Origin of the sequence: Dyadobacter sp. CY345, assembly GCF_021502725.1 — a bacterium.
Taxonomy (GTDB): Bacteria; Bacteroidota; Bacteroidia; order Cytophagales; family Spirosomataceae; genus Dyadobacter.
Map to the genome: position 1 here is coordinate 256,642 of NZ_JAKFFS010000002.1, position 15,017 is coordinate 271,658.

The 15,017-nt window shown below is 39.8% G+C and carries 11 protein-coding genes; 5 read left to right on the forward strand and 6 right to left on the reverse strand.

From position 1 onward, the window contains the following. Positions 1–7: 7 nt before the first annotated feature. From L0657_RS10760 to L0657_RS10770, 3 genes are read right to left on the reverse strand one after another with little or no spacing between them, the layout of a single operon-like run. A complete protein-coding gene (locus L0657_RS10760) occupies positions 8–2,398 on the reverse strand; it encodes a TonB-dependent receptor (RefSeq protein ID WP_235150643.1) in 2,391 nt (796 codons plus the stop codon). Positions 2,399–2,408: 10 nt separating this feature from the next. Further along, a complete protein-coding gene (locus L0657_RS10765) occupies positions 2,409–3,635 on the reverse strand; it encodes a DUF4249 domain-containing protein (RefSeq protein ID WP_235150645.1) in 1,227 nt (408 codons plus the stop codon). Next, a complete protein-coding gene (locus L0657_RS10770) occupies positions 3,628–6,369 on the reverse strand; it encodes a TIM-barrel domain-containing protein (protein ID WP_235150649.1) in 2,742 nt (913 codons plus the stop codon). The genes L0657_RS10765 and L0657_RS10770 overlap by 8 nt, the downstream gene beginning before the upstream one ends. Positions 6,370–6,633: 264 nt before the next feature. On the opposite strand from L0657_RS10770, the gene L0657_RS10775 reads away from it, so the two are divergent. Next, on the forward strand, positions 6,634–7,179 hold the full coding sequence (locus L0657_RS10775; protein ID WP_235150651.1) for a hypothetical protein: 546 nt from the start codon (positions 6,634–6,636) through the stop codon (positions 7,177–7,179). Between the two features lie 43 nt (positions 7,180–7,222). Here L0657_RS10775 and L0657_RS10780 read toward each other — a convergent pair whose 3' ends face one another. After that, positions 7,223–8,311: a hypothetical protein gene (locus tag L0657_RS10780; protein WP_235150653.1), complete on the reverse strand. Its 1,089-nt coding sequence runs from the start codon at positions 8,309–8,311 to the stop codon at positions 7,223–7,225. 152 nt (positions 8,312–8,463) lie between these two features. On the opposite strand from L0657_RS10780, the gene L0657_RS10785 reads away from it, so the two are divergent. Next, positions 8,464–8,940, forward strand: a complete 477-nt coding sequence (locus L0657_RS10785; RefSeq protein ID WP_235150659.1) for a hypothetical protein — start codon at positions 8,464–8,466, stop codon at positions 8,938–8,940. 59 nt (positions 8,941–8,999) lie between these two features. Here L0657_RS10785 and L0657_RS10790 read toward each other — a convergent pair whose 3' ends face one another. Next, positions 9,000–9,788, reverse strand: coding sequence for an SDR family oxidoreductase (locus L0657_RS10790; RefSeq protein WP_235150661.1), 789 nt, complete (start codon positions 9,786–9,788; stop codon positions 9,000–9,002). Positions 9,789–10,120: 332 nt separating this feature from the next. Between L0657_RS10790 and purH the strand changes: the two genes are divergently transcribed. The 3 genes from purH (at position 10,121) to L0657_RS10805 (ending at position 14,397) form a co-directional block, all read left to right on the forward strand. Then, on the forward strand, positions 10,121–11,656 hold the full coding sequence (gene purH, locus L0657_RS10795) for a bifunctional phosphoribosylaminoimidazolecarboxamide formyltransferase/IMP cyclohydrolase (protein WP_235150662.1): 1,536 nt from the start codon (positions 10,121–10,123) through the stop codon (positions 11,654–11,656). 76 nt (positions 11,657–11,732) lie between these two features. Continuing rightward, positions 11,733–12,608, forward strand: a complete 876-nt coding sequence (locus L0657_RS10800; protein ID WP_235150663.1) for a hypothetical protein — start codon at positions 11,733–11,735, stop codon at positions 12,606–12,608. A gap of 169 nt (positions 12,609–12,777) precedes the next feature. Then, positions 12,778–14,397, forward strand: coding sequence for a sodium:solute symporter family transporter (locus tag L0657_RS10805; protein WP_235150664.1), 1,620 nt, complete (start codon positions 12,778–12,780; stop codon positions 14,395–14,397). Between the two features lie 74 nt (positions 14,398–14,471). On the opposite strand, the gene L0657_RS10810 is transcribed toward L0657_RS10805, so the two are convergent. Continuing rightward, positions 14,472–14,918, reverse strand: a complete 447-nt coding sequence (locus L0657_RS10810; RefSeq protein WP_235150666.1) for a peptidylprolyl isomerase — start codon at positions 14,916–14,918, stop codon at positions 14,472–14,474. Between the last annotated feature and the right edge of the window lie 99 nt (positions 14,919–15,017).

Genomic DNA, 15,017 nt, shown 5'->3' on the forward strand with positions numbered 1-15,017 from the left:
GCAGGGCTCAAAAAACAAAATTATAGGCAACAGTTACGATTGGCGTGGCGAAAATGTTGAGCTGATAACTTTTGGTAACTGTGTTTTCCGTTTTAAAGAAAACAGAATAAGCATTTTTTCTGGCGTATAAATTGTAAACAGAAAAAGTCCAGTGTCCCTGCCATCTTCTGTTTTTCATGCTTGGGTTATAGATATTCCATGCAAAATCGAGCCTGTGATAGTCAGGGATGCGCTTATTATTCCGCTTGTCGTAGAACGGATAAACGTTGTTCTGATAATTAATGAAGCCGATTGGTTCACTATATGGCCGGCCCGTGCTGTAAGCGAACGTAAATCCAAAGAAATTATGACGATCAACCGTAATATCCATGGAAGCATTAAAGGTATGGGGCTTGTCATAATTAGCTGAATACCAGTCTCCCCGGTTAACAAGTTCAATTAGTGCGGCACCTTTATCAGTCTTGTTTAATGATCTGGCATAAGTATAATTCGCCCAACCTTTCAGATTGCCTTTTTTCTTAGACAACATCAATTCCACCCCGTAAGATTTATTTATTCCCTGGATTAGTTGTGTTTCGGGATATTTTTGAAGCAGAAAATCCGCGCCAGGTTTGTAATCGATAATGTTATTTGCCAGACGATAATATCCTTCCATTGTCACTTCGTAAATATTTTCGTCAAAGGCTTTGTAAATGCCCGCTGTAAACAGGTTACTTACTTGCGGTTTGATATGCGTGTCGCTCGTTTTCCATCTCGAAGTAGGAATTGGAGTGGCTGTATTTGAAACCACCTGAAGATATTGACGCATCAAATTATAGCCGAATTTTAAAGAAATCTGATCGTTTAGTGCATAACTGATGCCCAGCCGGGGTTCGAATCCACCGTAAGATTTTGAAATTTCACCTTTTCTAAAAACCGTTGAATCCATAACCGCAAAATCGTCTCTCGGCTGTCCCGGAATATAATTTCTGATCGTTGAACTGCCAATTGACATGAAAAAAGAATACCGCAGCCCAAATGAGACCGCGAGTTTTGGCGAAATTTTTATTTCATCATCCAGATACCAGGCCAGTTCATTCGCTCTTTCTGTTGGTGTTGAAATATAATTGACACTGGTACTCAACCCCGGCTCCAAAGTTCCAGGTTTAATTTCATAATTTGTCGCCACCAAACCCGTTTCAATTTTATGATTTGTCAGTTGATAATTCAGGTTGGATTTAATTTGTTTCTGGGCAACAGAAGAGGGTAATTTTACAACGATCCCGGTTGCTTGTTCCTTTGTCCCAATTTCAGGAGCGTAACGAGCATATACCGCCGTTGTTTGTAAGTTTAGTTTTGGTGAAATAACATGAAGCCAGCGAAGCATCCCGTTCGTTGTAATATGCTTATAGTAAGTATCAGTTCCGACGACATTTGGCAGATTAGTCAGTAAATCAGTTTTGAAAAAATCATTGCTGTAATATCCCATGAACGTGAGTGTATTTTTATCATTGATTCTGTAAAAAGATTTCGTAGATAATTCGCCGAATTTAGCGCGAATATTGTTTAGTCTTTTGTCAAGTTTAGGTAATATAAAATCGTTAAAGGCGCCTCTTCCAGCTACGTAAATACCAAGTTTTCCTTTGATAATGGGGACATCCAGCAACAACCGGTTTGAAACCAGACTAACTCCTCCCGACATTTTAAACTTGTCCAGATTCGGGTTTTTTGTAGAAATGTCAAGAACAGATGCAACGCGCCCGCCAAACCGTGCCGGGACATTCCCCTTGTATAAATCCAGACTGTTAACTGTATTTGGCGGTATGACAGAAAATAATCCGAACATATGCGTTGGGTTGAAAATAGGGGTGTCATCCAGCAAAATTAATGTTTGATCCGTTGTTCCGCCCCGGATATTGACACCATTTGACGCTTCACCAACACTGGAAACGCCGGGCAACATTTGTAAACTTCTCAGAATATCCAACTCTCCAAATGCAGATGGAAGTTTTTCGAGGGTTTTGATGTTAATTTGAAGTGATCCCAAAATCGGTTGGCGAATTGTGTTATCGTATCCTTTGCTGGTAACAATTACTTCTTCAAGCTGGCTGGAAGTCGTCGTCATCAACACATCCATATGAAATTTTTGGACTCCATCTTTGATGAAAGTCCTGACGGTTTCGTAGCCTACATGACGGATCGTTATCACGTGTTCTCCCGTTGGCAGGTCAATGAGGAAATTGCCTTTTTCATCAACTTTGTCTGTCGACAGGTTTTTACGGTAGTCAACAACAATTGTAGCACCCGGCAATGGAGCAAGCGTAGCAGAGTCTTTGACTGTCCCTGTAATTTTCAGACCTTGTGCTTTACAAAAAAATGCAGCTGTCAGTAAAAAAAATATTAGATAAAATCTCTTCATATACCAATGGTTACTGAGTCCACTTCCAGTCTTTTGGCAGGAATGGCGTGCGTGATCTGCTGTTTTTACATATCGCCAAAGGAACATAAGGCCTTTCCGCTGACCTCTCTTCCAGAATAGGGTCGCGATTGTTAATCGTTTTAAACAATTGGTTCAGCACGGCCAGGTTCAAAATATTTTTTCGCCAGAGCATGGTTTTATATTCCGCAACCGATGAAGCCGTAAAAAATCCAATGATCAATTCATTTTTATCCTTAACATTTAAAACATTTCCTTGAATTGGCGCAGGTGGGGTGTCTGCAAGTGTTCCGGAGTTTACCGCCTGATCCTGAATGAGTTTTAGGAACCGGTAAGCATTTGGAGTCAGGGAGTTTTGCTGTAAGCTAACGAGACAAGGATTCGCCTGGAGTAGTGGTATTTGTGCAACCAATTTGTCTTTTTGACTTTGTCCGTTGGTGTAAATATCTGAAAAAATGGTAATCTCAGAGCTGTAAAAGATATCCCAGCACAGATCTGCGCAGGTGTAATCATAAATATTATTGTATTTCAAAGTTAGGTCTTTGAAGCAGTCACCGTCAATACCATTTTCAGATTGGAACAGATAATACTTTCCCTGATTGCAGGTTGCACAGGTTTTCTGAGTTTCCCATAAAGTCCATTGCCAGCGATAAAAATTTTGCTCACCAGCCGGGTCATCAAAATTTACGTAGATGTCGTTACTTGGTGTAAAGTCGCGGTAATACGCTGAATAATTTGGCAAACCTTTTGGATTAAAAACATCGTAGGCCGTTTTCACTGGCGCAACAGGAAGCATTTTTTCTGAGGATGATTCATAACTGTTTCCCGTTTCAGTTTCAAACTGCAACTGATAGGAATCTCCGACTTTTCCTTTCAAAGCGGCTGGAAGTTGATATACTCCGGGATCTGTTTCCGCAAGATTGAAGGTTTGTGTGCTGTTTACGATGATTTTTACTTTTGCTTTGGTCAGCGGAAAAGTGGATTCACCTATTGTCCAGATCGTTTGCGAGAATTCAGAACTTTCATTGACAGCATCAGGATTCGTTTTTGCAAGTTTGATATACTGCGGACCATCCATATCAGTTACTACGCCATCCACCACAATGTATTCCTTAGGAGTGTCAAACCTGACACTGAACGGTTCCACGCATCCGTGTAAAAAAGTGAATAACATCATCAGGAAAATCGAAAACTTTGCAGATACGAAAGACCTATTCAATGACGATTGTTTTAGTTTGAATTTTGCCTTTCTCATTACTTAGCTTGAAAATATATGCTCCTTTCAGTTTTTTGACATCCAGCATAAAATTAACGACAGTTCCATTTTGCTGTTTTCCCAGCTGCTTGCCGGCAACAATTGTCCCGGTATTATTGAAAACTTCAAGACTGTAATCGCCGGATTCCACAAACTTGATTTTCACCGATAAAGGGTCGCGCGAAAGACCTGGGTTGGGGTAAACAGTAAATATGTTTGCTGGTTTGGGTGGTTCAGTTGCAGTGATAATACCAAGTCCGTCCCGGGTTATGGTTATGATTAGCGGATCTTTACATTCCCAGTCATACCGAATTTTTAGTTCTTTATTTGCAAGATTATAATAGGCTGAGGCACTGGTAAATTCGTTGGCATATTGCACAACGGGATAGTCTTTTCCATTGATTTTTAGAGCAACAGGAGGAGAAGTCAAATTTTTAATTTCAAAAACCAGGTTTCTTTTTGCAATCGATTTTTCAAAGCTTTTCTTCCTGACCGTTGTTATTTGAATACTATCAGCCGAAACTCGGCCGGTGAAATCAACTAACTCATATTTTCCGTTTGTCAGCGAGTTAGGGTCAATGCCATCATCATGAAACATACTGAATGTTGAAGAAGGAGTGGAAATATCCTGAAAGAATTTTACCGTTAAACTGTCTGAAGTATAGAAATCAGTGGATCTTTTTTTGGAAGACGAAAGCGGAATAAAACTTCCGGCCTTGGCATAAACTGGAATGTGTTCGACGGTAAGTGTAGGAAAGATATTTTTATTGCCTTCATACATTTCATCCGTCCAGAAGTTGAACCATTTTCCTCCCGGCAATACAACTTTACGCGAAGGCATCCCATGTAGAAGTACCGGAGCAACGATCATGTTTTCGCCAAAAAAATACTGGTCATTGATATCACCAAGATTTTTCCTGTTTTCAAAATAGTCCATCGGCATACAGATCGGTCTGCCTGAGATACTGTTTTTCCAGGCAAGAGAATAAGTATACGGCAGCAGTTGATAACGTATGTTGAGATAATTTTTTACAATGCTGTAAAACGGCTCGCTCAGATTGAACGGTTCAGGATTTGGACGTTGGCCATGATTTCGGGTAATGGGTGAAAAAGTGCCAAACTGGAACCAACGTAAATCCAGTTCTTCGTCCTTGTCCGTTTTATCAGACATTGTTGCAAACCCGCCAATATCCGAATGCATATAAGCGAGTCCGGACATTCCAGCCTGCACAATAATAGGAATCTGTAATTTCAAACCAGCCCAATAACGTGCGACATCACCACTCCAAGGCAGCACGCCGTATCGTTGCGAACCCGTCCATCCCGAGCGGGTAAGGTTGAAAAGCCGTTTTTCGGGAAAATCTTTTTTGTAATGCTCAAATAGATTTCCGGACCAGAAAAGCGAATAAAGATTATGTACCTGACGTGCGTTGCCGAGAATATGATAAGCGTCAAAAGGGTGATAGTCCGGTTCTATTTTGTCAGTCCACCAGCCGCCAACTCCTTGAAGGCTAAGTTTCTTGTATTTTTCCCAAAGCCAGGTTTGTGTTTCTGGCTTGAAAATATCAAGTAATCCCACGGTTCCGTTCCATATATCCTGCGTATAAGTCTGGCCTGAGTCATATCGTTTGGCAAAAAGTGATAAAGTTTCAGCGCTCTGGTATTGGTCAGATTTCGTACTTATATAAGGGTCGGTTATCAGAATTGTTTTGACTCCTTTCGCTTTTAACCTCGTCATCATATCCTCCGGCGATGGCCAGGTTGGCGCATACCAATCCATAGTTCCCATTTTTGTTTCGTCGCCATACCAGTATAAATCCAACCCAACCGCATCCAGAGGAAATCCCTGATTTTGTAATTTACTTACCGCATTCGTGGCTTCACTCTGATTTTTGTAACCGAATTTTGACTGAATATATCCCAGGGCCCAGCGTGGAGGAAGTGGTTGTCGTCCGGTAAGCAACGTGTAGTTTTCCAAAATTTTATCATTACTATCACCATGGATGAGATAATATGCCCAACGGCCCGCACTGAGGATCTCGATATTAAGCCTGGTGGAATCGAGCGAGCCTACGTACATCCGCATCATTCCTGGCTGATCGCTATCCAAAAGAAGGCCGTACTTATGAGAGGAAATGATGAAAGGAACATTAAAACTTTGGGACAAACCCGTTGCCTGATCATAATACGCGTGTTCCCAGGTGTTGTAAAATTCAAATGCTTTTTTATTTAAATCAGGGCCAAATGGCCGTCCGCCCGCACCGTGAAAAACTTCAGAAGGATTAATGCGGAAGGAAAGAAAAACGGAATCTTGCGAATATCTAATGCCTTGATCGTCCTCAATTTTCACTTCATTACCGGATTTCAAGGCGATGGAGAGCGGAATTTTATTTATTTCCAGGGAACAGTTTTGAAATAAAAGCTGAATGGAATTGTTGGATTCGGAAATTTTATCGAAGCCTATATTTGACTTCAAGTTGACAGTGTAAGAACTGTCGAAAGCTAGACTTGTTTTGGAATTCAAAAATTGAACTTTGAATATTTCAGATGTAATCGCCTGAATTTTTAAGACTCCGCTGGTTCCTTGAACGATAAGACTTTCCCCTGATTTCTCATAACCAACAAAGTTGCCCGCACTTTGTCCATAGGAAGAATCATAAAAAAATATCAAAAAAAGAAACCAGTAAAATTTATTCATGCACAATTGAAATGGCGAAGATGTGTTCAATCGGATTTAAAAAAAACAAAATAAAATGTTTATTATCCAAATTTAATATAATAATTGGTATTTATTTGGATAAAAGTTTTACTTAAAAATTCCCATAAGTCACTGCCAGACGATAGTTTTATTCGATCTCAATTCGAAAAATTTTATTGAATAAAATATGTAACTCATATTGAACATTTCAAAGACTATTGCGGCAGATTTCTCGTTGATGCTAAAACCCTTCAATCAAAAAGCATGTACAAATTAGCGACTCTATTGTGCCTAATCTGTGTCAATGGATTTTGTCAAAACCGTTATACTTCTGTCCGGGCAGGGGTAGGTGTCGAAGCCTTTGGGATTGCTCCGCAAGGCCAGGTATATGCAGAAGCATTTTTCGGCAATCTGCCACGGTCTTTTTGGAATGTGCAGGCTGGATTGGGGATTATTGATGGTAGTGATTTTCTTACGTATTCGTTTTCCGGTGCCTTGACCTATTCTTATTTGCTCAATCCTTACCGACGTACCCAATGCAACCCAGTCCCTGGCCACAATAATTTTGAAGCATATCTGGAAGCAGGTGTTGCTTCATTTTTTTGTGATACAAAATTCAACGAAAGTATGTTTTATGTTCCGAAAACAGGAAGGGAGCCTTTGTTTACACCGCTTGGACTGGCGGGTTTAAGATTTCACTTTGTATCAGAAAAGTTTATATATATCTTAAAAGCGCGGTATACTCCGGCATTGATTGAGAGCCGATATGCTTCTGTGGCGGGTCTGGCGGTTGGTTTTGGCTGGCGTTAAGTTTATTTAAAGGAACCTTGTGACAACAGTCTTTTCGCAATTCCTAATCGCAATCTGCATATTTATATGTCTTTTGAGAGGTGAAAATTGCATTCTCGGAATCGGAAATAGAAGTGGATGTTTCGGGATATCCCTTTGAATTTAACTTATAAGTGAAACTTTCTTCATAAGTCAGTTTATTCTGAAAATTAGTAAGCTTCTTGCTGATCAAATTATTAACTCCTTCGTTCGTCAGTAGTAGTTGGAAAGGCTCGACAATGCCCTTAAAAGAAGTTATTGTTGTTAATTCGGGATTTGGATTATTATCATACGCATTTTCGTAAAGAGAAGTTAAGCTGTTGTTATAGAAATATTCAAGCCTCAAAAGATTTCCACGTGTATCATATTTGTATATAATTTTTGTATCAGCGAAATTTGTAGAGAGAATTTTACCCTGTTCGTCATACAGGGAGGTGGTTCCAATAACGCCGCTATTGTTTCGAACAACTTTTGACGTTAGCTTGCCTTTGATATAATTAGATGTTTCGGTTGATCCATCCGGAGTTTTCTGTGTCATTTGAGCAATATTTCCGTCTGTGTCCTTCGTGTAAGCAAAGCTTTTCTGACTATGGACCGTGTTAGTTTTCAAAGTGGTTTTTTCACTACTAAATTTGATATCAATCTGTTTAAGTTCTAAGCTTAAAAAACCGTCCTGGTATTGGTATTTGGTCGTTTCTATTACTTCGACGCTTCCTTCTTTATATGCTGGATAATTTTCATGAATAAAAACAGCCCTGTCGCTGCCTTTATTCAAATTTGTTGTGGTATGAATAAATTCAGTTAAATAACCCTGAGTATCGTACTTGTACAAGTATTGATGTGTTTCAAATATTGTAGAAATTTCGGTATTGTCAGATGTGTCTATTACTACATTCTTTCTACTTGTGGTATATTGTTCAGGTAAATCTTCATCGTTTCTAGATAAATTTGATTCATAATCTTCGGTCGTACTGGTCTGGTAGTATTTTTGAGTCCACTTGGATTTTACACCTATAAATTGACAACGTTTTTCCTGAAGTAATTCATGGTCTTTGCAAGAAGAAATAAGAAGTAGGCAAAGGAAAATCAGCGATTTAGATTCATTCCAGATCATTGGCAAGATTGTCGGATTTAAAGAAATTCAAAGTGGGCAGGAGTAGGTTCTTACTCTTGTAACTGTTAATAATTATTGACTTAGTAAATTTCTTTGCACTAATACTTCCAAGTTAGTAATTTTAAGGTTACAAATAGCTATGAAAATTTACCATGAAAAAACTCGTTTTTCTATCGCTGATCCTTATTTCAATTATATCTCAATCTTGCAAAAACCGGGATCCATTTCCCGATTATGCTTCAAAACTTGTTGGGGAGTTTGATATTTCATATTTGATTATTGATCTGGATAAAAAAGAAGCGATATCAGCTGATTTGGGTGATTCCCGGTTTGCCAGAATCAATCTGAAACGGAAGAGTAATCAGTACCTGACGGCAACAGTAACCATTGACGATTCCACAACAAAATTTACAGATACTTTTGACCTGGTTGTTTCTGAAAGTGCTGATCAAGCCGATGCCTATGGGAAACCTGGTTTTTTAACCAGTTATAATGTCGGGGCAGTTACTTCAAACGCTATTTCTTATAACAGTTGGAGTTTGTACGAGGATGGAAGTTTGATCGGTTTTATTCAGTATGGTGATGACAAGTCAATCAAAAGATTTGCGATAGGGACCGTTATCGATTAAGAGTACTGGTTAAAAGGGCAGGAGATTAAATTCCAAACCCTTTTAACCAATAATATCTTCTACATACTTTCTGTTTTTCCACCGTCCACAGGCAAATTGACTCCGCTAATACTTCCAGCAGCGGGGCTGCATAAAAAAGCAACCGCCGCAGCGACTTCTTCTGCTTCGCTAAATCTTCTTATCGGAATAGTGGCCTGCATTTGTTCAGAAATTTCCTGAACTGATTTTTCCTGAGCCTGACTGCGCATTTCAAGAACAGCATTCAGACGAGCGGTTTTGGTAAAACCTGGTAAAACATTATTGGAAGTAATCCCAAACGGCCCTAATTCAAGCGACATGGTTTTTGACCAGCTCGCCACTGCGCCGCGAATCGTATTTGAAACTCCAAGTCCGACGATCGGCTGTTTGACAGAAGTGCTGGTTATGTTAACAATTCTACCAAAACCTGCCTTTTTCATGCTGGGAACAACTGCCTGCGTAAGAATCTGATAGTTGACAAGATGCATTTGGAAAGTTTTAATGAACTGTTCGGTTTCTGCTTCGATAATTGGACCGCCGGATGGGCCACCTGTATTATTGACAAGGATATGCACTTCCGGACATAACCTCAAATAATTATTAATCGCCTCTTTCACATTTTCATTATCTGAAAAATCTGCGACAATATAACGATGCAATTGATTTAGCGAAGTATCCAGTGATTCGACTGCTTGTCTTAAAGATTCCTCATTTCTGGCCATAAGAGTAACATTTGCCCCCATAAGTGCCAGTTCAATTGCAGATGCAAGGCCTATACCTTGTGTGCTCCCACAAACGATCGCGGTTTTTTCTGTCAGGTCAAGATTCATTTTTAATGGTTGATTATTAATGGTTAAGGATTAATGATTAAGGGTGAATTATTAAGGATTAAAGATTTATGGTAATAACTGCATACATGGTGAATAATCAAATAATATCTTTGGTTTTGTCAACTGCAAATGCCTTTATTAGTTCACTACCTATTAATTTAGTCATCGCCCATTAATAATTAACCCTTAACAATTAACCCTTAATAATTAACACCTATCTTTGCGGTTTATTTTAATACAAGGGATGCCAGGAAAAAGATGATGCGACTTCTTAGCTTTTACAATCCTGAAAATCTCCTAATTCTGTAATGTTTACTGTCAAATTCTGACCAATGTCAAAAAAAATACAATCTGCTCTGATCTCGGTATATTACAAGGACGGTCTTGAACCACTGGTTCGTCTTTTGCATGAAAATGGTGTGAAACTATATTCGACCGGAGGTACGCAAACTTTTATAGAAAACCTTGATATTCCGGTTACTGCTGCCGAGGAACTTACGGGGTATCCTTCAATTTTTGGTGGAAGAGTTAAAACCTTGCACCCTGCCATTATGGGAGGAATTCTTTATCGACGCGATGATGCTGGTGATGTTGCTCAGGCAGCTCAGTATAACATTCCGGCCTTGGACATGGTTGTGGTTGACTTATATCCTTTTGAGGAAACTGTTGCTTCCGGGGCAAGTGAGGAAGATATTATTGAAAAAATCGATATCGGAGGAATTTCTCTGATTCGTGCTACTGCGAAAAATTTTAAAGATACTTTGATCGTTTCATCCCGCGCACAGTATGAAGGCGTTGTAACATTGTTGACTGAAAAATCGGCGGCAACTGACCTTGAAGACCGTCGCTGGTATGCTGGGGAGGCATTTGGTGTTTCTTCTCATTACGATGGTGCGATCAATAACTATTTCCTGAGTAAAAATGACTCAGCAGACAGTGCGCTTTTTGAGTTTGCAAATCTTCCTGCACAAACACTTCGTTATGGTGAAAATCCGCATCAAAGTGCAACATTCCACGGCGATCTTGAACAAATGTTTGACAAACTTCACGGAAAAGATTTGTCATACAACAACCTGGTTGACGTAGATGCCTGCATCGGATTGATCGATGAATTTGAAGGATCGGAACCAACTTTTGCAATTATTAAACATACCAACGCGTGTGGTGTAGCCACTGCCAGCACTGCAAAAGAGGCTTATCTGAATGCCCTAGCCTGTGATCCGGATTCAGCTTTTGGAGGTGTAGTAATTACAAACGTTAAGGTGGATTTGGCTACTGCGGAAGAACTAAATAAGCTTTTCATGGAAATTCTCATCGCGCCGGATTTTGAAGAAGGTGCTTTGGAATTGTTGAAATCGAAGAAAAACAGAAATTTGTTGAAACGTAAGTCCGTGGAACTTCCGGGAATTATGTTCAAAACAATTTTGAATGGCGTGTTGGTACAAGATAAAGATCTTGCGACTGAAACAGCAGAACAAATGACAACGGTAACTGAGAAAGCGCCAACAGCTGATGCATTGAAAGCGTTGGAGTTTGCTTTAAAGGTTTGTAAACATACAAAATCCAACACGATCGTTCTAGCAAAAGAAAATCAGCTTTTTGCAAGTGGAACCGGTCAGACTTCGCGTATTGACGCATTACGCCAGGCGATTGAAAAAGCGAAACATTTCGGTTTTGATTTGCAGGGTGCGGTGATGGCGTCTGACGCTTTCTTCCCATTCCCCGACTGTGTTGAAATTGCGTCACAGGCCGGAATTACAGCTGTTGTTCAGCCGGGCGGCTCTATCCGTGACAAAGACTCAGTGGCTTTCTGCAATGCTAATGGCTTGTCGATGGTTACAACAGGTGTTCGTCATTTTAAACATTAATATGAATTTTAAACGCAGCGTTTCGTTATATTAGAGACGCTGTGTTTAAAAGTCACTTATATATAAGATTGCCCATTTGAAAACCAACTCATTACCTGACTCCCGTCTCGCCGCTCTTGGCAAATTCCTTCTGGTTGGGTTATTTCTGGTAATTCCGGGCTATTTTTTTCTTTACCCCCAAATCTTTCATTGTGAAATTATTGGTTTCTCTGACTTCGAAAAAATCAGAGAAAATACTTATGCAAGTCCCGATCTTGACATCGGGCAACGTTCGCATATCATAAAAGTGATCAAAAAAGCAGAAGCGCGGATTGGTTCATTTTGGCTTGGGAAACAAGCAACACCCAAATTGATTCTTTGCGGAAATCAGCGGGAATATGAAAAATATTGTCAAAGTACCGAAGGGGCTGGTTGCAGCTTAGGTACTCCATGGGGACAATCATATGTTGTGCTGAATATCCAGGGATTAAATGTTGATGTGATCAGTCATGAAATGAGTCATGTCGAGTTATTGAAACGTCTGGGTTGGTGGAAAACAACAATGGATATTCCGCAATGGTTTAATGAAGGAACTGCATTGATGCTTGATCGGCGTTTTGTAAATAATCCTGATTCGATCGGTCGCTACCTTGAATATATGGATGAATGGCTTTACCAGACAGGCGGCGGGCAAAATATTCTTGAACTGAAAGATATCGAATCTGTGAAAGGTTTTTTTGCAGGAAACTCAAAACATGTGATGCTTGCGTATATGACGTCCGGGTTAGAGGTGTCCTATTGGCTTTCGTTCGTAGGGAAAAATGGTATGCAGCAACTGCTTTCCAAAGTCAGGAACGGGGATGACTTTACAGAAAGTTATCTTCAAATTGAAAAAAAATCCAGATCAACAAGTAAAATTAAACTTCCTGAAAATCCACTCAGAATACAGGAATTAGATAAAAAAGATGAGTAAAGTCGCGCATTATTCTCCTTGTTGAGCTGTTTTAGCAGTTTTGTGAAAATAAAGGTTGAAAGTTCGGTAGCCATAGGGAGTTCTTACTTGCACTATTTTCTGAAAATAGTGTACCTTTCGGTCTGAACAGAAAATCGGTTATCCACTCATCTAATTTTTTCTATTTGAAATGCAACAGTTACAAACCCTGGATTACATAGTATTCTTCTTCTACTTTATCGTGGTTTCGGGCTACGGATACTGGATTTACCAGCGAAAAAAATCCCCAACGGAATCTACCCAAGACTTTTTCCTTGCGGAAGGATCACTTACCTGGTGGGCAATTGGTGCTTCTCTGATCGCGTCCAACATTTCGGCAGAGCAATTTATCGGGATGTCGGGGAATGGTTTTTCCATGGGTTTGGGAATTTCAACCTATGAATGGATGGCGGCCGCAACACTGATTATCGTTGCTGTTTTCTTCATGCCGATTTATCTTAAAAATAAAATTTACACGATGCCCCAATTTTTAAGTCAGCGTTACAATCCGACGGTGAGCTTAATTATGGCTATTTTCTGGCTCGCATTATATATTCTCGTTAACCTTACTTCAATTCTTTACCTTGGCGCACTGGCTGTTTCGGGTATCTCTGGACTGGATTTTACTTTCTGTATGATTGCGCTGGCTGTTTTCGCCATAATCATTACCATCGGAGGTATGAAAGTTATCGGTTTTACAGACGTTATCCAGGTATTCTTTCTTGTAATTGGTGGTCTGGCTACAACTTATCTTGCAATTAATCTTGTTTCAGAGCAAACCGGAATTGATGGTCTGATGAGCGGAATGAAAATGATGCGCGAAAACCACGACGATCACTTCCACATGATTTTTCCTAAAAGCAGTCCTTTTTACATGCAGCTTCCGGGACTTACTGTATTGCTAGGAGGTATGTGGATCGTGAATTTGAACTATTGGGGATGTAACCAATACATCACCCAACGTGCTTTGGGTGCTGATTTGAAAACTGCCCGTAATGGTATTTTATTTGCTGCTGGTCTTAAATTATTAATGCCCGTTATTGTGGTTTTACCGGGTATCGCGGCTTACGCTTTATACAGCAAAGGATTATTTCAGGCAGAAATGTTAGGAGAAGACGGGATGATCAATCCAGATAAAGCATATCCAGTTCTTTTAAATTTATTACCAACGGGCTTGAAAGGATTATCTTTTGCAGCCCTGACAGCGGCGGTGGTTGCTTCTCTGGCCGGAAAAGCAAACAGTATTTCTACAATTTTTACGCTTGACATTTTCAGGAATTATATTGGTAAAGATGCTGACGAGAAAAAGCTGGTTTGGATCGGTCGCTGGGTTGTAGTTGTTGCAATGGTTCTTGCCATCGTAGTATCGCCTTATATGGGAATTGATAAAAAAGGAGGATTTCAGTTTATTCAGGAAATGACAGGTTTGTTGTCGCCGGGGATTTTTGCTTCCTTTATCATGGGCTTTTTCTGGAAACGCACCAATTCGGCGGGCGCATTATTTGCGATTGTCGGTGGATTTGTGATCGCTCTTGGAATGCACAATAATTATCTTCCGTTTATGGATTGGACGCAGGTTCCGTTCCTTGATCGTATGGGATTGGTATTCCTTATTTGTGTCGTAGTTATGTTTATCCTTGGTTTGGTACTGCCTGATGAGAAAAAAGGTTTGCAAATCGATTCTTCGATGTTTATCCCTCACCGCAGTTTTATAATCTGGGCGTCTATCGTTATCGCCATTATCGCATTTTTATATTACCACTTTTGGTAAAAAATATAAGTTATTCAAAAGAAAGGCGGTCGGGAAATTTTCCGGACCGCCTTTCTTTTGAATAAGTTTTGCTGTTAAGCTACTTCTTCCTCAATAATATTGATCTTCTGGATCTTGTCGCCTTGACGAATCAAATCAACTGTATCAACGCCTTCGATAACTTTACCAAAACAAGTATGGTTTCCGTCAAGGTGAGCTGTATTGTTACGACTGTGACAAATGAAGAATTGAGATCCACCAGTATCACGTCCAGCATGTGCCATTGATAACACACCACGGTCGTGATATTGTTTTTCACTTTTCACTTCGCATTTGATTGTGTATCCAGGGCCGCCGCTTCCATTTCCCTTAGGGTCTCCACCCTGAATCATAAAATCATTAATTACGCGATGGAAAGTAAGTCCGTCATAAAATCCTTTTTTAGAAAGATCTACAAAGTTTTTCACAGCAATAGGTGTCTCTTTCTCATAGAATTCGATGAGCATAGTACCTTTATCGGTGATCATTTCTGCCTTTATCATATTATAATTCGGTATTTGGGTAAAAATTTATTGAATGATTTGCTGATTAAACAGCTTGTTTTACATAACAAATGCAAAGAAAAGCATATTGCGGCTGTT